Annotated in this window: 21 protein-coding genes and 1 other annotated feature; of the genes, 6 read left to right on the forward strand and 15 right to left on the reverse strand. The window is 50.2% G+C overall.

Annotation, left to right across the window (positions count from 1 at the left end; all coding sequences use genetic code 11):
* Positions 1–93: 93 nt before the first annotated feature.
* Positions 94–372 (reverse strand): YlaN family protein, encoded by a 279-nt coding sequence (locus JG50_RS0100005; RefSeq protein WP_033099067.1) that lies wholly within the window; start codon positions 370–372, stop codon positions 94–96.
* 251 nt (positions 373–623) lie between these two features.
* Between JG50_RS0100005 and JG50_RS0100010 the strand changes: the two genes are divergently transcribed.
* Positions 624–995 carry a hypothetical protein gene (locus JG50_RS0100010; RefSeq protein ID WP_033099068.1) on the forward strand — a complete coding sequence of 124 codons (372 nt, stop codon included), beginning with the start codon at positions 624–626 and terminating at the stop codon, positions 993–995.
* 260 nt (positions 996–1,255) lie between these two features.
* Here the strand turns inward: JG50_RS0100010 and JG50_RS0100015 are convergent, their stop codons facing one another.
* The 4 genes from JG50_RS0100015 to JG50_RS0100030 form a co-directional block, all read right to left on the reverse strand.
* Positions 1,256–1,738 carry a PaaI family thioesterase gene (locus JG50_RS0100015; protein ID WP_309485181.1) on the reverse strand — a complete coding sequence of 161 codons (483 nt, stop codon included), beginning with the start codon at positions 1,736–1,738 and terminating at the stop codon, positions 1,256–1,258.
* A 19-nt stretch (positions 1,739–1,757) separates the two neighbouring features.
* Entirely contained in the window at positions 1,758–2,804 is a 1,047-nt protein-coding gene (locus tag JG50_RS0100020) for a M42 family metallopeptidase (protein ID WP_033099120.1), read from the reverse strand.
* Positions 2,805–2,954: 150 nt separating this feature from the next.
* On the reverse strand, positions 2,955–3,431 hold the full coding sequence (locus JG50_RS0100025) for a PTS sugar transporter subunit IIA (protein WP_033099069.1): 477 nt from the start codon (positions 3,429–3,431) through the stop codon (positions 2,955–2,957).
* A gap of 13 nt (positions 3,432–3,444) precedes the next feature.
* A complete protein-coding gene (locus JG50_RS0100030; RefSeq protein ID WP_033099070.1) occupies positions 3,445–4,575 on the reverse strand; it encodes an aminopeptidase in 1,131 nt (376 codons plus the stop codon).
* 340 nt (positions 4,576–4,915) lie between these two features.
* Here JG50_RS0100030 and JG50_RS0100035 point away from each other — a divergent pair, with 340 nt between their 5' ends.
* The gene (locus JG50_RS0100035; protein ID WP_033099121.1) at positions 4,916–5,419 is read left to right on the forward strand and encodes a GAF domain-containing protein; all 504 of its coding nucleotides are present in this window, start codon (positions 4,916–4,918) and stop codon (positions 5,417–5,419) included.
* 70 nt (positions 5,420–5,489) lie between these two features.
* Here JG50_RS0100035 and JG50_RS0100040 read toward each other — a convergent pair whose 3' ends face one another.
* The 9 genes from JG50_RS0100040 to JG50_RS0100085 all read right to left on the reverse strand — a co-directional run bounded on the left by JG50_RS0100040 (position 5,490) and on the right by JG50_RS0100085 (position 14,177).
* Positions 5,490–5,924, reverse strand: coding sequence for an NUDIX hydrolase (locus tag JG50_RS0100040; protein ID WP_052153828.1), 435 nt, complete (start codon positions 5,922–5,924; stop codon positions 5,490–5,492).
* 12 nt (positions 5,925–5,936) lie between these two features.
* Positions 5,937–6,410 carry a PaaI family thioesterase gene (locus JG50_RS18500; protein ID WP_052153829.1) on the reverse strand — a complete coding sequence of 158 codons (474 nt, stop codon included), beginning with the start codon at positions 6,408–6,410 and terminating at the stop codon, positions 5,937–5,939.
* A 108-nt stretch (positions 6,411–6,518) separates the two neighbouring features.
* On the reverse strand, positions 6,519–7,142 hold the full coding sequence (locus tag JG50_RS0100050) for a histidine phosphatase family protein (RefSeq protein ID WP_033099071.1): 624 nt from the start codon (positions 7,140–7,142) through the stop codon (positions 6,519–6,521).
* Positions 7,142–8,269, reverse strand: coding sequence for a hypothetical protein (locus JG50_RS18505; protein ID WP_152568439.1), 1,128 nt, complete (start codon positions 8,267–8,269; stop codon positions 7,142–7,144). Before JG50_RS18505 ends, JG50_RS0100050 begins: the two co-directional genes overlap by 1 nt.
* Positions 8,270–8,450: 181 nt before the next feature.
* Positions 8,451–9,281 (reverse strand): carbohydrate ABC transporter permease, encoded by an 831-nt coding sequence (locus tag JG50_RS0100065; protein WP_033099074.1) that lies wholly within the window; start codon positions 9,279–9,281, stop codon positions 8,451–8,453.
* Positions 9,282–9,293: 12 nt separating this feature from the next.
* A complete protein-coding gene (locus JG50_RS0100070; protein ID WP_033099075.1) occupies positions 9,294–10,595 on the reverse strand; it encodes a carbohydrate ABC transporter permease in 1,302 nt (433 codons plus the stop codon).
* A 212-nt stretch (positions 10,596–10,807) separates the two neighbouring features.
* Positions 10,808–12,088, reverse strand: a complete 1,281-nt coding sequence (locus tag JG50_RS0100075; RefSeq protein WP_033099076.1) for an ABC transporter substrate-binding protein — start codon at positions 12,086–12,088, stop codon at positions 10,808–10,810.
* 35 nt (positions 12,089–12,123) lie between these two features.
* Entirely contained in the window at positions 12,124–13,179 is a 1,056-nt protein-coding gene (locus tag JG50_RS0100080) for a Gfo/Idh/MocA family protein (RefSeq protein ID WP_033099077.1), read from the reverse strand.
* A gap of 29 nt (positions 13,180–13,208) precedes the next feature.
* Positions 13,209–14,177 carry a sugar phosphate isomerase/epimerase family protein gene (locus tag JG50_RS0100085; protein WP_033099078.1) on the reverse strand — a complete coding sequence of 323 codons (969 nt, stop codon included), beginning with the start codon at positions 14,175–14,177 and terminating at the stop codon, positions 13,209–13,211.
* Between the two features lie 328 nt (positions 14,178–14,505).
* Between JG50_RS0100085 and trmB the strand changes: the two genes are divergently transcribed.
* The 3 genes from trmB (at position 14,506) to JG50_RS0100100 (ending at position 16,830) form a co-directional block, all read left to right on the forward strand.
* Positions 14,506–15,186, forward strand: a complete 681-nt coding sequence (gene trmB / locus JG50_RS0100090) for a tRNA (guanosine(46)-N7)-methyltransferase TrmB (protein WP_033099079.1) — start codon at positions 14,506–14,508, stop codon at positions 15,184–15,186.
* Positions 15,187–15,476: 290 nt separating this feature from the next.
* Positions 15,477–16,079, forward strand: coding sequence for a 30S ribosomal protein S4 (rpsD, locus tag JG50_RS0100095; RefSeq protein WP_033099080.1), 603 nt, complete (start codon positions 15,477–15,479; stop codon positions 16,077–16,079).
* A 337-nt stretch (positions 16,080–16,416) separates the two neighbouring features.
* Positions 16,417–16,830, forward strand: coding sequence for an NUDIX hydrolase (locus JG50_RS0100100; RefSeq protein ID WP_033099081.1), 414 nt, complete (start codon positions 16,417–16,419; stop codon positions 16,828–16,830).
* 172 nt (positions 16,831–17,002) lie between these two features.
* Here JG50_RS0100100 and tyrS read toward each other — a convergent pair whose 3' ends face one another.
* A complete protein-coding gene (gene tyrS / locus JG50_RS0100105) occupies positions 17,003–18,265 on the reverse strand; it encodes a tyrosine--tRNA ligase (protein ID WP_033099082.1) in 1,263 nt (420 codons plus the stop codon).
* A 44-nt stretch (positions 18,266–18,309) separates the two neighbouring features.
* Positions 18,310–18,532, reverse strand: a binding site (T-box leader).
* Between the two features lie 85 nt (positions 18,533–18,617).
* On the opposite strand from tyrS, the gene JG50_RS0100110 reads away from it, so the two are divergent.
* The gene (locus JG50_RS0100110; protein WP_052153831.1) at positions 18,618–20,945 is read left to right on the forward strand and encodes a transglycosylase domain-containing protein; all 2,328 of its coding nucleotides are present in this window, start codon (positions 18,618–18,620) and stop codon (positions 20,943–20,945) included.
* The last annotated feature ends 49 nt before the right edge of the window (positions 20,946–20,994 follow it).

The following is a 20,994-nucleotide window of genomic DNA, read 5'->3' on the forward strand; positions in this document are numbered from 1 at the left end:
ATTCCTTTTCCGAAGAAAAGGGGGGGGTTTGTCATCAATCTCAAAGACTCCCACAAGGAGTCTACGATCGTAATCTTTATTTGATTTCAGGAATCATGGAAGAATTTTTGCATATAAATCCGCAAGTTTTCGTTCAAGATCATGAATAATCTGCTGACCTTGCTCACGTGTGATCAATCCGGCACGAACAGCAAAGTCGATTTCCCGGGATAAACCAAACATCTGTGTATCTAAAACTTCCTCATATAAAGGACATTTCGGCAAAGTTAAATTATCCAATTGAACCGAAATCAATTGAGCAATTTTTTCTGCATCTTCATTTAAGAGTTGCACCGCGCGCAGATTTAAATCGGTCTGTGTCGGTGTGGTCAACGCAAACCCCCCCATCGACCGTTCTACTCGGGATTGCGGAAAACGGCCCTAATACCTGTACACTAATACTAATCATAGTGTATCACGATCCTCCTGCTTTTGCAAAACACTTGCATCCTGTCACGGCTGCGTCCCCCCGTCCCGGCAACGCTGTTCTCTCCGTCACCGTCTCTTCTTCTGTTTTTTGCAACGCCAAACTTCGCTATAATGAATAGGGCATGATCAAATATTTTATGAAACAGGTGATCGCTATGAGTTCCGTTATTCTCATAACCGGAAAAGTTCAGTTCAAGATCAATCTCGATCCGACGATCTGGATCATCGATGACCGCCGTTTTTCTTTAAGCGATCGCATCCCCGGAACGGAGGGGCTGGCCATGGAACTCGCGCCTTTTCTGAATAACGCCGGGCCCGCTCCAGACGCAACCCACGTGATTCTTCACCGTTCGGTGGGAGAAAAAGTGATCCTGACAATGGAACAAGCGCAAACTTCCTTTTTGTGTTTTGCCAAGGAAAATAAACCGATTCGCGAAGGCGGCCCGGCCCTTTTGTATCTGGCAGACGGCAGCAACAAAGAGAACCCAGTTTCCCATCTGACCGAACTGGAAGTAACCAGTATGTGAGAAAGAGAAAAAGCAGGCAACCGGCTCGCTCCAGCTTGTTGACAAAGTCCCTTCTTGGTACTTCCTCTGCTCCCGGCCCCCTTCGCCGCAAAGGTCGCACAAAAAAGCACCAATCCCCTTCCGCCTGAACTTGTCGACAGCCTCAGCGGGCAACCAGCTTGCTATTTTTTATATTCCTTTCATATCAAAAAACGATTGGATCATATAGGCAGGTCAGACTTGCCTTTCACCAAGATGCCGTCCGCCATAAAAGGCGAATATCACTTTCCCTTTGGCAACAGATAAAAAGTCGCTGTCGCATAGCAGATTCGCTTCCCTTTCTCGTTGGTAATTTCACAATTGAGAACAGCCAGCGTCCGGCCAAGGTGGAGCAGTTCCGCGCGTGAAATGAGCATTTTGCCCGTCCCCGGTTTTAAATAATTGATCTTCAGTTCAGCTGTTACTGCTCCCGAACCTTCGGGAAGCAGACGGTTGATGCAGGAGCCCATCGTGGAATCAGCGAGCGTCGCCGCGATCCCTCCGTGCACAATGCCGCGGCGATTCAACATAAACGGGGTAATCGGCACGCGAAATTCGTATACTTTCTCTTCGATAAACCGGCCGGACAAACCGAGAAAGCCGGAGAGATAGGCGCTGTTCCGTTCCCGTTTCTGCCGGATCGCCTGTAAGGCCAATGCCAGCACCTCTTTTTCTTCTTCCGTCCCGTTTTCCAACACTTCCCGCAGCTCATCCGCCAACGTCATCCCTGATCCCCCTCTTTCTTTACAATGAAGGCGACAACAAATAGTGATATAAGAGCAAATAGGTATTTTTCAAAGCTTCGAGGTGTGTGCGTTCATAGGCGTGAGAACCGTCGACGCCCGGCCCGATCAAGGCATGCATCATGTCATAGCCAGCCCGAACCGCCGCACTGGCATCGGAAGCATAAAAGGGGTACAAATCAACCTGATGGTAGATTCCTTCTCTTTCGGCTATTTCGATCAGTTTGGTCGTAAGTCCGTAATGATAGGGACCACTTCCGTCTTTGGCACAGATGGAAACGCAGTACTCATCCGTCGTTTGTCCTTCACCGATCGCGCCCATATCCACTGCCAAATATTCACGGACCTGCGGCGGAATGCTGGAGTTTGCACCAAATCCGACTTCTTCAAAATTGCTGAAGAAGAAATGGGTTGTGTGCGGCAACCGGACGGATGACTCATGCAAGTAAAGCAACAGTTCAAGCAGAATGGCCGCACTCGCTTTGTCATCCAAATGACGCGCTTTGATAAATCCCGCCTCTGTCGTCACCACCTGCGGATCAAAAGATACAAAATCGCCGACGCGAATTCCCAGTGCCTTTACATCCTGCGCCGATTTCACCCGCTCATCCAACCGGACTTCCATGTGCTCATCCGATCTTTTTTGCTCTTCCGCATCAGCATAAACGTGGACCGATGTATGGGAAGCAAGGATCGTCCCCGAAAACATCCGGCCTTTCCTCGTTTCCACCCGGCAATAAGCCCCGTCGACGGAAAACCAGCCGAATCCCCCGATTTTACTTAACCGCAAGCGGCCGTTCTCCTTGATTTCCTTCACCATGGCTCCCAACGTATCCACATGGACGGTAACCAGTCGATGAACCTGGTCGTTTTCTCCCGGAACCGTGACGATTAATCCGCCTTTGGCTGTAAGCATCGCATTTAGACCGGATTGCTTCAACCGGGAATGAATGTAATCGACCGCTTTTTCCGCCCTGCCTGTCGGACTGTGGATTTCCAATAATTGAATCAGGGTTTGAAGCACAGTCTCCTCAGGAAATGAAATCATCACCAAAACCTCGCTTCCCTTTTAATGTCGAAAGAAGACGGCTTCCTTCTATATTGTCTGAGAAGGAAGCCGTAGAACATCCATCACTCCGCCAGCACAAATCCGGCCGGGATTTGCATCCGCATCATTTGATTAAATCAGGAGCGGTTCTCATTTCTGTTCCACTCTGGCGACGACGGTTTCTCCTGCCTGAAGAGAACCGGTTGCACAGAGTTCCAGTGACCATGCCGCCGATTCCGGAAAAATAACGGGCGTGATCAGAGGTTTCCCGCTGTTTTTAATCTTCTCCATATCAAAATCGAGCAATTTCTGGCCGGCCGAAACCCGATCTCCTTCCGATACATATGCCGTAAATCCGTCTCCCTCTAATTCCACCGTATCGATGCCGACATGAATCAGGATTTCCAAGCCGTTTTTCGTCTTGATTCCAATCGCGTGTTTGGTCGGAAACAGATTGGTGATTTCACCGTCTGCCGGAGCATATACTTCGCCCTTTTCCGGTTCGATCGCAAATCCGTCGCCCATCATCTTCTGCGAAAAAACCTGATCGGGCACCTCTTCGAGCGGAACGTAACGCCCTGTTAGCGGGGCGGCAATTTCAACCGACTTTTTGCGTCTCCAGAACAAACCCGATTCCTCCTTAAAAAGATTCGCTTGCCTTTAAATTTTCCGGGTTGAGCGGAATTAAGTCATCGACCACAAACAGCCCGTCTTTGCGGATCAGTTCCCCGTCAAAATAGATTTCGCCTCCGCCGTAATCCGCGCGCTGGATCAAGACGAGATCCCAGTGGATGGACGACCGGTTGCCGTTGTCTGCCTCCTCGTAGGCCTGACCCGGAGTGAAATGGAAACTTCCGTTAATTTTTTCATCAAACAGGGTATCTTTCATCGGATGGTTGATGTGCGGGTTGACGCCCAGGCTGAATTCACCGATGTAGCGCGCACCCTCGTCAGCATCCAAAATCTGATTCAGCCGTTCGGTATTATTCGCGGTGGCATTGATGATTTTTCCGTTCTTCAATTCAAAGCGGATGTTTTCAAAGGTGACCCCTTGATAGACCGATGGCGTATTAAAGGTGATCACGCCATTGACCGAATCCCTCACCGGTGCGGTATAAACTTCACCATCAGGGATATTGCACTCCCCGGCGCATTTGATAACCGGAATATCCTTGATCGAGAAGGTGAGATCCGTACCCGGTCCGACAATGCGAACCTGATCTGTCCGCTCCATCCGTTTCACCAAAGGCTCCATCGCTTTGGCCATCCGTTCATAATCGACATTGCAGACGCGGAAGTAGAAGTCTTCAAATGCTTCCGTACTCATGTTGGCCAGCTGTGCCATGGCGGAGTTGGGGTAACGAAGCACAACCCACTTCGTATGTTTCACCCGTTGTTCGCTATGTACGGGATGATTGAACATCCGGGCATAGAGGTTCATTTTGTCTTCCGGCACGTCAGACAGCTCGCTCACATTGTCGCTTCCGCGCACCCCGATATAGCAATCCATCGATTTCATCTGGTTCAGGGCATGTTTCGCCATGGTTTCCATGTGTTCTTCCGATGTTCCCAGCAAGAGTGCACGGGTGACAACATGGTCATTCAGCTGCACATACGGGTACCCTCCCGCCTCATATACCGCTGCGATCAAAGCCCGGACCAGCTCTCTTTCCTTTCCAAAAATATCAATTAAAACACGTTCTCCCGGTTGAACCCGGCAAGAATGTTCAACCAATATTTTAGCTAATTTGGAAATACGAGGATCACGCATTGGAAAACATCTCCTTCTAATATGTATTCCCTTTGCAAAAAACAACGAACGTTTAAACGACGCTACTATTTTATCACGAGATGACTATAATTTAAAATGCTTCCATTTTAATCAATAGATAGAGTGGCACTCATTATCCAATTAATGCCACAGAAAGGCATTTATGACGAATCGCCACCTTTCCCAAAATTCTTTCTAGTCCGTAAATTCACAAGTTATGCACACCGCATACCCTCTTTTCAGATTGAATCCGCAGGTGTACAATAGCACGAGAAAGCTTTACTGCAGTCGTGTGAACGATTTTATTTTAACATTTACGGAAAGGATCGGGAAATATATCATGTTTGCTTTTGAACGTGTTGAAGGAGATAAAAAAACCAGCTATGAGCTGATCTTGAAACAATTGAAGCATCTGATCGAGGGTGAAAAAGACTGGATGGCCAATCTGGCCAATTGCGCTTCCCATCTGTATCACACTCTGAGCGATGTGAACTGGGCAGGCTTTTATCTGTTGAAAGGGAATGAACTTGTTCTCGGCCCCTTTAACGGAAAACCCGCCTGCGTCCGCATTCCGGTCGGACGGGGTGTTTGCGGCACGGCAGTAAAAGAAGAGAAAACGCAGCTGGTCGAAGATGTATTTGCATTTCCGGGCCATATCGCCTGCGATGCGGCCTCCCGCTCGGAGATTGTCATCCCGCTGAAGGCAGACGGAGTCCTGATCGGCGTTCTCGATATCGACAGTCCGGTAACGGCCCGTTTTACCCCGGAAGATCAAACGTATTTGGAGCAATATGCCCGCATCCTGGTCGAAGGAACCGACTGGTCCCCGCTGACCAGAGCTTGATCAGGTCGGAAGAGAAAATCTTGCAAACCCGAAAAAAAACCCTCTGGCCAAAAACCAGAGGGAAACATGCCTATTGCTGAATTCCCCGAAAATCGGCATAGATCCGGTAAGCACGGCGGATTTCTTCTTTCATCCACTCCGGAAATTCCGCTTCGTTCAAGCGATGGAGCTCAACCCAGAAATAGTGATCATGCTCCGAGCTTAACTTTAACTCGCCCAAAGGCTTGTCACAGGCAAATTTCACGATAATCAGGTGTTTATCTTCCTGAATTTCATCATAGATGTAGGCCGGTGCCACCACTTTCACTTGCAGCCCGGTCTCTTCCATCACCTCTCGCGCCAGCGCATCCATCAACGGTTCACTGGGCTCAAGCCCGCCTCCCGGAAAATCCCAGCCGTGCGTATCATTGGCCAGCCTTTCTTCCAGAGATTTGCGCAGGATGAGCACTCGGTCCTGATGATCAAAAATGATCGCTTTCGCAACAATTTTATATGGTTTGTTCATCGGATTTTCCACCTACTGTAATCGAAAAAAGGTTGAAGAAGCTGTGGCAATCAACTTTTTCCGTTCATCGGTCACTTTCGTCTCCAACAGGATAATCGTTTTCCCTTTTTTGATGACAGCTGTCTCTGCGGTCAGCCATCCGCTTTCTCCGGGTGCCAGAAAATTCACGTTAAGATCCAGCGTCACAGCTTTGGTTCCTTCATCCATATGGAAAATGGTGGAACCCATAGCCGTGTCGATAAATGTGGCTGTAATGCCGCCATGCAGGATTTTGTAGCGATTTTTCAGTTCATCGGTAATCAGCATCCGATGCACGTAAACGCCTTTTTCCTGGTCATAGCCGACCGCTTGAAAGTTCATTAGCTCTTCGACAAAAGCAAGAGGGCTGACCCGGGTTCGTTTCAGGGCTTGGACGAGTTTGTGAATGGTCCGAACTTCATTGGGATTCAGGTCTTGCAATTCTTGGTACAATGTTTCCAGTGTCATATGTACTTTTCCCCTTCTTCCATTCTCCATCTATCTTATCGAATCGGGAATAAAATGGCAACTCGCTTCCATTTCGTCCAAAAGCCGAACGCCCGGCGGTTTCGCCTTTTATCCGTCGATAAATCTCTCTTTGCCTTGTTGCAGGTGAGGTGTAACGTTGTAGGCTTTCACCGTCCAACCCGCATTTTCCCGGGAAACGAGCCGGGTGATGCTGGTATTTTGCAATATTCCTTTCCCGTAACCATATTCTCCTTCCGTCAGGAACGAGATGGCCAGATTGAGGCACAAGCCGTGGGCCACGATCAAAATCCGCTTCCCCCGGTGCTTGTCAACCAGTTCATTGAATTTCCGAACGAAGCGTGCCTGCACTTCTTCGATCGGTTCAATTCCAAACATTCCCCCGTGCATGCGGTACTTCTCCCAATCGGGATATTTTCTTTTCACTTCTTCCAGCAGCATCCCTTCCCATTCTCCGACTCTTTGCTCACGAAACTCAGACAGGCATGTCACCGGAAGCCCCCATTGACCGGCAATCCGCTCGGCAGTCCGGCGCGCCCTGACCAAGTCGCTGGCATAAACCGCCTGGAAGGAATGTTGCCTCAGATATTGCGCCAATAGTTCGACCTGCTTCTCCCCCGTTTTGCTTAAAGGGACATCCCGGTGCCCCTGAATTCGCTTCTCCGTATTCCATTCCGTTTCCCCATGACGCACCAAGTAAACCTCTGTTTCCATTATGATCCCCCTGTTACGCGTTGAAAGCGGCCTTTCTTCCATTCCCATTCCAATGTCCGGAACAGATTTCCTTCCCGATTGTAAACATCAACGGTCAGTCTGTTCGCCTCTTCCGCATCGCCCTCAGCGGAGAGCACCAGTTGATAGTAGGAAACCGGCTGCGTCGGCGATTCGTGACGCTTTCCCTCGATGATCCCCTCTTTGCTCCCGATCACCAGCCGTTTGCCGGACAAATCGCCTGCGGTAAATTGCCATGCTTCCCCGGCATAACCCGTTTGGCCATCCCCTTCTGTTTTCTTCTTTTCAATTCCCGCCAAAAACCAGTCATTCTCGCCGGTTCCGCGCATGAGCAACCGGCATGGCTTCGATGATTGCAGGACGGACTGGCAAATTCCCGCCAATTGCTGATCCGACGGTGACAGGTACACTTGGCGGGGGACAACGGCGGAAACCGCCACAATCTTTACATCCCCCCGGTTCCGGGCAAAGATGATCACTCCCCACGTCTGCCGATCGGGCGTCAGCGGAATCGTGTAGGCGGACGCTTCATCTTTTTCCGCCGTTTCCCCTTTGGCCACCGTCCACTGCTCGCCGGCAGGTGTGGTGAGGGAAACGCGCAAGTCATCTTCCTCAAAAATCAGCGAGCCATGCCCCGCGAGTTCCTGATGATAACCGGGAATGAGAATGGCAGGCCGGACCCCGCGGCTGATTTGGTATTCCGTTTTCACCGTATTTTGCACCAGCTTTATATATTCGTCTCCATTCGGCTCCTTTGATGCTGACCCCAGGGGTAAATTAAACGACTGGATGATGGAAGAGTACCGTAAATCAAACACATCAAGGCGACAAGTTTCCCTGCTCCGTTCGGGTACAATCAACGCCAGATAACGCCCGTTCCCGCTGATTCCCAAAAGATAAGGCCGGGTTTTCAGATACACCGCAAATGCCGGCTCTGCCACAAGCTCTTTTAAAGCGGGTGCTTCATTTCGGGCATAAGGCTGAAAGGAAAAGGGATAGATGCTCCCCCGCTGCCAAGGGGACATGGCGGAAAAAGATTGGCAACCTGCACAGACTGCCGACAAGAGGCAAAGCAGGACAAAAGAATGAAATGCTGATCTGGTTGTCACAATCACACCCCAAACTGGCAGTTGTTGATTGACCAACATACCCAAACCGTTAACAAAACCAACTGCTTCTTTTTATTTTAACGCAAGAACATACAGGGCAAGGGAACGTTCTTCGTTGTTCACAATGGTTCCAAAAAACCCTTAGCCGGAACGAGGCTAAGGGCGCAAAACCCGCTTTCCTCTATTCTTTTACTGCGCCGGCCGTGATCCCGGCGATAATACGCCGCTGGAAAATGAGAACCATCACCACCAGCGGAATGGTCACCATCACGGATGCAGCTGCAATTTCCCCCCAGGGAATCGTGTACTGACCTTGAAACAGGGCGATGCCGACCGGAACGGTTTTCATGTTTTCATCCGTATTGATGGTCAGAGCAAACAAAAACTCGTTCCAGGCGGCGATGAAGGTAAGAATCGCCGTGGTGAAGGTGCCCGGAACCGCCAGCGGAAACACCACTCTCCAAAACGTTTGCATAATGTTGGCCCCGTCCATTTTGGCCGCCTCTTCCAAGTCGGCGGGTATTTTCCGGTAAAAAGAGGTCAGATTCCAAACGGAAAGCGGCAGGGCGAAAGTGGTATAAGGAATGATGAGCCCCAGATAACTGTTAGTCAGATTCATCTCCTGCATAAACAGGAAAATCGGCGCAATTGTAGCGATCTGCGGAAACATCGACACCGCCAGAATCAGTCCGAGGATCACGGTTTTTCCTTTAAATTGAAGACGGGCAATCGCATAGGAGGCAAAAGAAGCGATCAGAATGCAATACAGGGTGGTGAAAATGGACACAACCAGGCTGTTCCAGAGATAAATCGCAAAAGGCCGTTCCGTAAAAACCCGCACATAGTTATCAAAGGTAGGGTGCTGTGGAATGAAATTGAAGGCCCGGTCGCCAAACAGCTCGAGCGGCGGTTTGACCGAAGCGATAAACTGCCAGAAAAACGGAAACAAGATCACGATCAGCATGGCGGTGATAAAAAGGTAAAACAGGAAGCCAGTTCGTTTTTTCTTCATCTTCGTCCCCCCTTATTTGCCCTGTCCGTCACTGATCAAGTCACTGCCAAGCAGTTTGACGAATATCATGCTGATGATCGCCACGCAGATGAAAACAATCACCGATAAAGCGGAACCCCGGCCAAAGTCCATCTGAGCAAACATCGTTTTGTAGGCATAAATGGAAATGGTCTCCGTGGAGTTGGCCGGCCCCCCACCCGTCAGCACATATACGAGGTCAAAGACGCGGAAGGCATCGAGGGTGCGGAACAGAAGCGACACGAGGATGGTCGATTTCAACTGGGGCAGCGTGATCCGGAAAAATTGCTGTACCTTGGAAGCGCCATCGACAGCCGCCGCCTCATAAAGGGACTCCGGAATCATCTGCAATCCGGCGAGCAGCAACAGGGACATAAACGGCGTCGTCTTCCACACATCGGCAAAAATCACCGCAAACATCGAACCCCACTTGGTGGTGAGCAGCAAACCCATATCCGATACCAGACCGATCTGGGCAAAAAATTTGGCCATGATGCCATTTTGACCGTCAAACATGAACTTCCACATCAGCGCCGAAATCACGGTGGGAATCGCCCACGGAATGAGAACGGCAGCCCGGACCAGTCCTCTTCCGCGAAAGGAGCGGTTGACCACCAGTGCAATCATCAACCCCAACACCAGTTCCAAGCCGACGGAGACGACCGTAAAAATCATCGTGTTGGTAAGCGAAGCCCACAAGCGTCCGCCCGTCAACAACTTTTCGTAATACTTCAACCCGACAAAATTGGGTTGGATCAGTGATTCGGTCAAGCCGTTGGACAAGCCGGCCAGCGTATTGTCCGTTAACTGGTGAGCTTCCGTCATCTCCGCCAGCTGCTGGCGGATCACTTTCATCTCCCCGGTCACCTTATCTGCCTGTGCTTTGTCCAGTTTGAAGATTTTCAGATCATCAGGCACAGATTGACCGTCAAAAAGAATATCATCCACTTGTTTGTACTGCCGGGAAAATTGCGGATTTCCATCCAGTACTGCCTTTAATTGCTCCGCCTTCCTTTTGATTTCCTCCAGTTGTTGTTTCGTCTGCGGATCGGCCTTTGCGCTGGACTCATCCAGGTTTTTGGTCAAAAGGGGGAATATGTTGACAAACTTCTCCATATCGATTCCGTAACTGTGATGAATCTCCGTCTTGGCCGGGTTGTTCAGTTCCACATCGTACAGGCTGATCCAGAAGGATCGGAGAACGGGCCAAATGGCGATCACCAAAATCGTGATCAGGGTTGGCAGAATGAGAATCAAGCCCATCCTCTTCTCTGACTGCGTCCATGTTCTCCACATTACCTTCACCTCTTCTGTGAAAGTGCCATCGCATGTCGATTCGATGTTGATTGGACTATCAAACTCGGGTTGAGCCAAAAAGACCTGATAAACCAAGAGCCATAAGCACTCGGCCTATGACTCTCGGCTCTTGGGTATCTCCTCTTACCGCAAGCGCTATGCGGACGGCGGTCCGGTTTTGACCAAGGGACGGGCCGAATCAGACATCGATGTTATTGGTGCAAAAGCTGTTTCAGCTGTGTATCCATGTTCTTGACAGCCTGTTCTGCTGTTTCTTTGCCCGTAACCGCTTTGGAAACCTCGATTTGGATCACGTCAGAGATTTTCGGATAATCCGGTGAAATGGGCCGCGGAATAGCAGCGCTCACTCCCTGGACGTAGTTCTTGTCTCCAAAGAGCGGATAAGCCTTTTGTACTTCAGGATCGTCAAAGGTCGGGAGATAAGTCGGCGTTTTCCCTCCATAAATGGCCGAAATCTTTTGCCCTTCCGGGCCGGACATGAATTTGACGAATTCCCAGGCCTCTTTTTTATGCTTGGAAAACTTGTTGATCCCCATCATCCATCCGCCCAGCGCAGCGACCGATCCGTGGTCTCCGGCCGGCAACGGGGCGACCCCCACTTTGTCAACCACTTTCGACTGGGATTTGTCCTGCACAAGGTTATACATATAAGGCCAGTTTCGCGCCAACGGGGCTTGTCCCTGAGTAAAGGAAGTATGGGTTTCCACTTCGGTAAAGGTGGAAATGTTTTTCGGCACGAAGTCGGACTGCGTAATTTCGATCAATTTCTCCAAGCCCTTGATCGTGCCCGGGCTGTTGATCACCACATTGCCTTTGTCATCCAGAATGCGGCCGCCATAAGCGCCGGCAAATTCGATAAAGTTACAGACCAGCCCCTCATATTGCTTGGCCTGCATCAGATAACCAAACTGAGTACCGCCTTTGCCTTTGGTTTCCTTGGCCAGTTTGATCAAGTCATCCCACGTTTTCGGAGGGGACGGAATCAAATCCTTGCGATAAAACAAAAGGCCCGCATCGATATACTTGGGGAGTGCATACTGTTGACCATCAACTTTCCCTGCTTGAACAGCACCGGGGATATATTTGCCAAGGTCAATCTGGTCATGATCAATATAGCGGTCGAGCGGCTCCAGATAACCGGCTTTGGCAAATTCGGCCGGCCAGATCACATCCGCGTTAAAAACATCGATTTCACTCGAGCTTGCGCTGAGCATCGTCACCATTTGATCATGGTACTGTCCGGTGTCCGTCGGCATGTCCTTTATGTTGATTTTGATGTTGGGATGCGCCTTTTCAAAAGCTTCCACCAATTTTTTCGATTCTTGTGTTTCGTCTTTGCCCCGGGCCCAGGTGATGGTGACCACATCACCTTTTCCTTGCCCTCCGCCCGCCTCATCCTGCGAGCAGGCAGTCAATGAAAAAGCCATCAGGAAAGGCAGTCCGGCCGCGATCCACTTTTTCCAGTTCTTCATCGACATAACCTCCCGTGAGGAAAAATTGGGAACACTTATGCGAAACGAACCAATTCACCCGTTTGCGCCGACTGGTAAATCGCATCCAAAATTCTTTGAATCATGATGCTCTCTTCCGGTTTGCAGATCGGATTTGCCTTTCCGGTGACCGCATCAACGAAATTTTTCAGCAATGCCAGGCGTTCATCCTGATAATCTAAATGAGTGACCTGGTCGACCGGCTTGCCATCCACATCCTGATACAATGTCACTGTTTGCTCCATAAGGTCGAGGGAGGCTCCGCCCCGATCTCCGTACAATTCAAGGTAAACGCTCTCTTTTCGGATGTGGCTTGCCCAGCTGGCATCAAGTACGAGGGAAGATCCATCGGCGAATTGGATCATCGCAACCGCCAGATCTTCCACATTGAATGATCCCTGGTCGACAATCCGGCCATAACCCATCAGTTTCTCTTTGCGTGAACCGAACATATCATACGTCCGGCCAAGGACAGATACAGGCTGAGGATAACCCATAATCCACAAAGTCAGGTCAAGCACGTGCACCCCGACGTCGATCAGCGGCCCTCCTCCCGCTTTTTCCCTTTGCGTAAACCAACTGCCCCAGCCGGGAATTCCGTTGCGCCGTACCCAGCCGGTCTTGGCATGATAGATTTTTCCGAATTTTTTATCGTCCGCCCATTTTTTTGCCAGTTGCGTTTCCGCCCGGAACCGGTTGTTCTGTGCCACCATCAAAATTTTGCCGGCCCGGTCGGCCGTTTCTTTCATTTTTTCGGCTAATTCAACGTTTAAAGCCATCGGTTTTTCGCACAGTACATGGCTTCCCGCTTCCAGTGCAGCCTGCGCCACCGGAGCATGCAGGAAGTTGGGGACACAGACGATGACTGCGTCCAGTGACTCCTGCTCGAGCATTTTCTCATAATCCGTATAAACCTGATCGATGGCAAACTTGGCAGCCGTTGTGCGGGCAAACTCCTCGGCAACATCGGCAATCGCCACCGCCTTGACCCGCGGCTCTTTTTCGATGGCCCGGAGATGGGCCTGGGCAATCCCGCCGGCCCCGATCAGCCCGATCTTCAATTGTGCACTCATCCACTCCACCCCATCTTCTTTTTACTCGGTCAGACCCACCACATCTCGGACAGTGACTCGCTCGGCATGACCTGTTTCAGATTGGCAACCGCTTTCCGGAACCCTTCATCAATCGACATCAGGGCATCTTCATGCTCAATACTGACTACGTAATCATAGCCGGACAAGCGTAAAGCACTCAAAATATCGGCCCACTCCTTCAGGCTGTGCCCGAATCCGACCGTCCGGAACTGCCATGCCCGCGATTGCAAATTTTCATAAGACTGCATATCCGTCAGTCCATACATATTCACATTGTCTTGGTCAATCACGGTATCTTTCGCGTGGAAGTGGTGAATCGCCCCTTCCTTGCCCAATATCTTGATCGCGCCCACCGGCTCAATGCCCTGCCACCACATATGGCTGGGGTCAAGATTGGCTCCGATCACTTCACCTACCGCTTCACGCAATTTCAACAGCGTGGCCGGCGTGTGGACAGAGAAACCGCCATGAAGTTCCAGGCCGATTTTCACATGATGCTCTTCGGCAAATTTCCCGGCTTCTTTCCAATAGGGGATGATTTTTTCTTCCCATTGCCATTTAAGCACTTCCCGGTATTCAGGCGGCCAGGGTGCGACAGGCCAGTTCGGGTACCTGGCTCCCTCGTGATCACCGGGCGTTCCCGAGAAGGTATTGACGACGGGAACCTCCAACTTTTCAGCCAGGCGAACCGTTTTCATAAGGATGTCATGAGAAGCTTTGGCGTGCTCCTTATTCGGATTGAGCGGATTCCCGTGACAGCTGAGAGCGCTGATCACCAAGCCCCGATCGGCCACAGCTTTTTTGAACGCCTTCAGCTTGCCCGCATCCTCCAATAATTCATCCGGATTGCAGTGAGCGGAGCCAGGATATCCGCCGGTTCCGATCTCCACTGCTTCAACACCTGCATCCTTGACGTAATCCAGCATCTCTTCAAATGGCTTCTGGGAAAATAAAACAGTAAAAACCCCTAGCTTCATTTCCTTCTCCTCCTTGCGATGAGTTGAGCGGAAAGACATTTCCCGGGAGCGTGATCCCTCCCGGAGATGATCTGTAAACCGGCGACTTTCGCCGCGGGGAACCAACACCTCCCGTAAACGGCACCCTTTTTTTCAAATTGAATAAAAAAACTCACAAATTTGATGAAAACGTTTTCTCAAGAATAGAATAATGTAGATCCAAAATTCCCGCAAGTATAAATTTATATTGTTTTTACCGGTTAAGGCGACGGGGAATTTTCAAGTTTGTTTTTGGGCGAAACCCCGATATAATAAGAAACGAAAAAAAATGTAGGAATGGTTGAGAAAAATGCGTCTACGAAGAAAACCCGAAGCGAAGAAGATTTTAAGTGAACACCCGCTCGTCTTCACGGCGACGGAAGAAAATAAAAGCGAATTTCAGGGAAGGTGGCGCGAGCTGTTCCCCGAACCGGCGCAACCGCTCCATGTGGAACTGGGCACCGGAAAAGGACAGTTCCTGGCCAAAACCTCCGGTCTTCATCCCGAAATCAACTGGATCGGGGTTGAGCGGATTGAAGAACCGCTGCTCATGGCTGTCCGGAAAGGTGAAGCGACGAAAAACCCCAACCTTCGTTATATCTGGGCCGATGTCCAATGGCTGGATGAGATTTTTGCACCCGGGGAAGTCGACCGCTTCTATCTCCACTTCAGCGATCCGTGGCCCAAAAAACGCCACACCAAACGCCGCCTCACTTACCGCACATTTCTCGAGCGCTATGAGAAATTACTGGCTCCGGGCGGTGACCTGATCCTGAAAACCGACAGCGTTTCCCTTTTCGATTTTTCGCTGGAAGAATTTCAGGAAGCCGGTTGGGAGACGATCGAACTCTCCCGTGATCTGCACCACAGCCCTTATGCTTCGGCCAATATCACAACCGAGTATGAAGACAAATTCGTTTCCCGTGGAATGCCGATCCACTATGTCCGGGTAAGACCGGGCCGGAAAGGTTCCGCTGATCCGGGCGAATAGGCCCGTTCCATCGGCTGCTGCGGCAAGGCCCGGCCGCTTTCTTCCCTTTATTGACATTTCGCCCAAATCGGCTATAATTGTTGTTTGTATGGCTCAAAACTGCCTCCAAAGGGGATTTGAGGATAGCAGCAAAGGATAGGTGAAGGGATCACCCTCACTAATTCGCCCCGTGATTTTATCATGGGTATCCGGTCTTTCGCCGCTATCCGGAAGGCCTGGATAAAGCAAAGCGAATTAGCACCCTGTCATTTGCGTCAATTTCAAAGCAAATGATGAAAGGAGCAACAAAAATGGCACGTTATACCGGACCGCGTTGGAAATTGAGCCGTCGTCTTGGTATTTCTCTTTCCGGCACCGGAAAAGAGCTGGCTAAACGCCCTTATGCGCCAGGACAACACGGACCCGGCCAACGCAAAAAACTTTCTGAATACGGATTGCAGCTTCAGGAGAAGCAAAAACTGCGCCTCATGTACGGCGTAAGCGAAAAACAATTCCGCAACTTGTTCGTGCGCTCGGGTAAAATGAAAGGGGTTCATGGTGAAAACTTCATGAAGCTCTTGGAATCCCGTCTCGATAACCTCGTTTATCGTCTCGGTTTTGCCCGTACCCGCGCACAAGCCCGCCAATTGGTGGTACACCGTCACATTACCGTTAACGGTAAAACCGTTGACCGTCCTTCCTATCAGGTACAACCTGGCGATGTGATCGGTCTGCGCGAAAAAAGCCGCAATTTGACGGTTGTAAAAGAGGCTCTGGAAGAACGTCAATATCTGCCGGAGTATCTCTCTTTTGATGAGAACAAACTGGAAGGCACTTACACCCGTCTTCCGGAGCGGTCCGAATTGCCGTCTGAAATCAACGAGACGATGATCGTAGAGTTCTACTCTCGTTAATCTCATCATATACCGTGAAAAGCCGCACTCCTGTCCGGGGTGTGGCTTTTTTCTCTGTCAAAACAAATCCGGCAATGGTCATCCCCGTGAAAAAGGAAGACAAAATCGGGAGGAAAGCGGTGCTGCCCTGACCATCACAAATCCAATTGCATAGATTAACAGAAACAGAACACAACTCCGGCCAATTCCAATAATATTCCCCTCTTATCCTGCTCCTGCACTTTTTTGCTCTATACTTTTTCCAGCCGGTTTTTGCTAAAATGGTAGTAACCAAACGTTTTCTTCTCGCTTTCGAGCTCCACGTATGCCCCATGAGACGAAAGGTCAGGTGATCCCCATGGCTTCACCCAAACATGTTTTGGCTGCCTATGCCGTCGTTCTCAACTATGATGCCGAGATTTTGCTGGTGAAACATCCGAAACGGGGCTGGGAGCTTCCCGGCGGACTTGTGGAAGAAAAAGAATCGATCCGCCTGTCCGTGATCCGTCAAGTGAAAGAAGAAACGGGAATTCACATTAAGCTGGTCAAATATTGCGGAATTTTCCAAAATCCGCGTTCCGGCATCTGCAACTTTCTTTTCCGCGGGAAGCCCATTGGTGGACGCATTACGATTGATGAAAACAATGAAATCGAAGATGCTGATTATTTTCCGATTGAAACGGCGATGCGCCTGGTATCCTGGCGCAACATGAAACAACGGATCTTCTACTGCCTCGACGAAAAAAAACACCCGTTTTTCGTAGAATTTTAACTTACCCTCCGTCCCAGTCATCAGCGGCTTCAAAAAACTTTGGCTGTTCTGCGGGCCAAAGTTTTTTGTGTAAGAAACGTCAGGAGATTCAGGGGGAACTCCGGAACCCGCGATCGGACAATTTCAATGAAAAAAAGGACGGCTTGCCCACTGACAAACCATCCCCTCACGATCATGATTCGAGCTTGACCCGGGCAAATTTGCGCCGGCCCACCTGCACGACCATTCCGTCCTCAACCGGAACTTGTGCTGACTGGTCTGAGACTTTTTCCTGATTGATGCGCACGCCTCCTTGCTGAATCATGCGGCGTCCTTCTCCATTGCTGGCAACCAGCCCCAGTTTGGACAAGAGCGCGACGATCCACATCCGGCCATCTTCCAGCTCATTTTCCCCGATTGCCACTTCCGGCATATCCTGTGGCAGTTCCCGCTGCTGGAACACGACCTTAAAGCGTTTTTCCGCTTCTTCTGCCGCTTCCTCACCATGGTACATCCGCACCAGAGTGCGCGCCAATTTCATTTTTGTGTCACGGGGATGAAGCTGTCCGCTTTCCAGCCCTTTCTTGATGTTTTCCAACTCCTCGAGCGATACATCGGTCGCCAGTTCAAAGTACTTAGCCATCAGCTCATCCGGAATCGACATCGCTTTCCCGTACATATCATCCGGCTGATCATCGACGCCAATGTAATTGCCGAGGCTTTTGCTCATTTTCTTGACGCCATCCAACCCCTCGAGGAGCGGCATGGTTAAAATCACTTGTTCTTCCTGGCCAAACTCTTTTTGTAACTGGCGTCCCATCAACAGGTTGAAGGTTTGATCGGTTCCACCAAGTTCCACATCGGTTTTCAGAGCGACGGAATCATAGCCCTGCATCAGCGGGTAGAAAAACTCATGGATGCTGATCGCCTGCCCGCTATGGTAGCGTTTGGAAAAATCATCCCGTTCCAACATCCGGGCCACTGTGCATTTGGAAGCCAGCCGGGTGACGTCGGCAAATGTGAGCGGGCTCAGCCAATGACTGTTGAAGTGGATCTCCGTCTTTTCCGGATCAAGTACTTTAAAAAGCTGTTCCGTATAGGTTTTGGCGTTTTCCTTCACTTCTTCCTCCGTCAGCTGTTTACGGGTTTCCGACTTGCCCGTCGGGTCACCGATCTGCGCAGTAAAATCGCCGATCACCAGTTGCACGATATGGCCCAGCCGTTGAAAATCACGAAGCTTATTAAAGACCACTGTGTGGCCGAGATGCAGGTCGGGTGCAGTGGGATCGAGTCCCAGTTTTACTTTCAGCGGGGTTTTCGTGGCAATGGAGCGGCGCAATTTGGAAACGAGCTCTTCCAAAGGAAGAATTTCCGCTACCCCCCGTTTGATGATTTTTAACTGTCGGTTTACTTCCGCTTCGATTTCAGGCGATAAAACTTCTTCTTTTACTTTCATGCAAAGACACCCTCCTTTTGTTCAACAATAAAAGCCCCGCCCAAAGAAGGGACGGAGCTTGATTTCCGCGGTACCACCCTAATTGAAAGCAGAGCTTCTGCTTCCCGCTCATTCTGATAACGGAACCGGTCCGTACACTGATCCAAACATAACCAGTGTCAGCTCACAAAGTGTAATTCACCGGATAGCGGCCTGCTGGTTTGCACCGGCCACCAGCTCTCTGAAAGGTCCTCTCTATCGGCTACTGGGCTTGTTCACAGCTTTTTTGATATTTAAGTTTATTCGTGGTGAAAGAATGTTTCATCCAGATTATGTTATAATATTACCCTAGAACGAGGAGGGTATCAAGTGAATGAAAAAACATGAATCCAGGCGCCAGCGACACAGGAAAAAAAGGCGCTATCTCAAATGGACGCTAAAGACCGTCTGGTGGGCCCTGGCGCTGCTTTTTATCCTGTCTGCCTGCGGAGCCGGAATCGGGGTGGGAATCGTTTCCGCCATGGTCAAAGATGAGCCGGTGCGCAGCAAAGCAGATTTCCAACGCGATCTCGACAGTTTATTTCAAAACAGTTATGCCTATTTTCAAAATACGGACAAAAATAATAACCCTGTACGTATTGGCGCTTTTCGCAATGACGGTGAATATCGCAAATTGATCAGATCCGTCAACGATGTGAGTCCTTACCTCGTCGATGCTTTTATCGCCACGGAGGATCGCGATTTTTACACTCATCACGGAATCGTGCCGCGCTCGATTCTTCGCGCTGCCTACCAGCAGTTGGTTCATGCGGACGTCACGACCGGCGGAAGCACGATCACCCAGCAATTGGTCAAAAATGTGATCCTCAAAAACCGCGAACAGGACCTTGAGCGCAAATCCAAGGAAATCGTTCTGGCCGTTCGCCTCGACGCAATGTTTAGCAAAAACCAGATACTTGTCTACTATATGAACAGCGTTTTCTTCGGAAAAGGGACAAACCGGCAAAATTTATACGGTGTCCAGGCAGCTGCCAAAGGTTTGTTCAACGTCGATGCCAAGGAATTGAATCTGCCACAAGCCGCCTATATCGCCGGTATGGTTCAGCGGCCGAACGATTATAACCCCTTCCGCGGTGAAAAAAATCTGCAACACGGTATCAAGCGAATGCAACTGGTTCTGCGCAATATGCTGGAAACTGGCAAGATTACGCCGCAACAGTATCACGAAGCACTGAAATTCAACATTAAGGCATCGCTGGCCAAACCTGATCCGTCTGCCAACGGCTATAGCAGTTATCCATTTATCATGTATGCCCTGGAAACGGAAACAGCGGAAATTCTCATGCAGCATGACGGCCTGAATATCGAAGAACTCAGCAAACAGGGCAAATACCGCTCCACACTCGAACAGTATGTCAAGCAGGTACAGACGCGCGGTTACCACGTTTACAGCACAATCGACCAAAAAATGTATGACGCCGTAAACAAAGCCGCAACCAAAAATTTGACTTTTCATAACCGCACCTACAAAGGGATCAAGGGGCACGAACAGCTGGGAGCAGTGATCATCGACAACCGCAGCGGTGCCATTCTCGCATTTGTCCCGGGCACTTCGAGTTATAACCAGAATGCGAAAAACCATGCGCTGGATGCCTCGAGACAGTCGGGTTCCACAATCAAACCGCTTCTGGTTTACGGGCCGGCCATCGAGGAAAAAGTGATCTCTCCCGACACACTGGTTCTGGACGAGAAAATTCCCCGCGCCGACGGCTCCGGTTACTATGAGAATTCGGGCAAAACATACCACGGGCCGGTTACTGTGAAGGAGGCACTAAAATGGTCGTACAATATCCCAGCCATCAAAGTATTCAACCGGTTGGGCCACGACACAGGCTTTAGCTACCTCCGCAAACTGGGAATACCGCCTGATCCGATCGACGGGGAAGCAGCGGCGATCGGCGGGCAGACCCGGGGCTACACCGTGGCTAAAATGACCGCCGCTTTCGCTACCTTTGCCAATCAGGGAAACTACAACAGCCCTTATCTCATATCCAAAGTGACAGATGCAAACGGCCATGTGATCTGGGAACACAAACAGGCTCCAACCCGCATTTTTTCACCGCAAACCTCTTATCAGATAACAGACATGCTCCGGGATGTGGTGAAAAGCGGAACCGGTGTCTTCATCGGCAGCCGGATTCACGGCTACGACCTGGCCGGCAAAACGGGTACCTCGACCGATGACCGCGATCTCTGGTTTATCGGCTATACACCACAGGTTACCATTGGAGCCTGGAGCGGTTATGATTACGGATTCAGCATGTCTCATAATGACCATTTTACCAAACGGGCCTGGGTGAATATCTTTAACGCCGCAGCAAAATCAAGCCCTTCTTACTTCGACAAAGGAGCCCGTTTTGAAAACCCCGGGCATCTGTTTGACGGTGTAAAATGCCTGGAATGCGATAAAATCAAAAAATATCAAGACAAGAAGAAAAAAGAACAAAAGAATAACCGGGATCAGCATAACAACCAGCCGCCTGATCTTCCACCGGCGCTTCCTCCATCGGTACCCCCGCCCCCGAACAACGGCGACAACCCACCTCCGACGGAACCTTCGGAACCTCCGACAAAACCCTGGTATCCGCCTCCGCCGGATGAAGGAAAAAAGAAACCGCATCATGATCCTTTTCCTTTTTGACCGCCCCCATCTCCCCCGATGGGGGTCTTTTGTCTTAAAAAAATGAATA

It is taken from the genome of Thermoactinomyces daqus, from assembly GCF_000763315.1.
GTDB classification, from domain to species: domain Bacteria; phylum Bacillota; class Bacilli; order Thermoactinomycetales; family Thermoactinomycetaceae; genus Thermoactinomyces_A; species Thermoactinomyces_A daqus.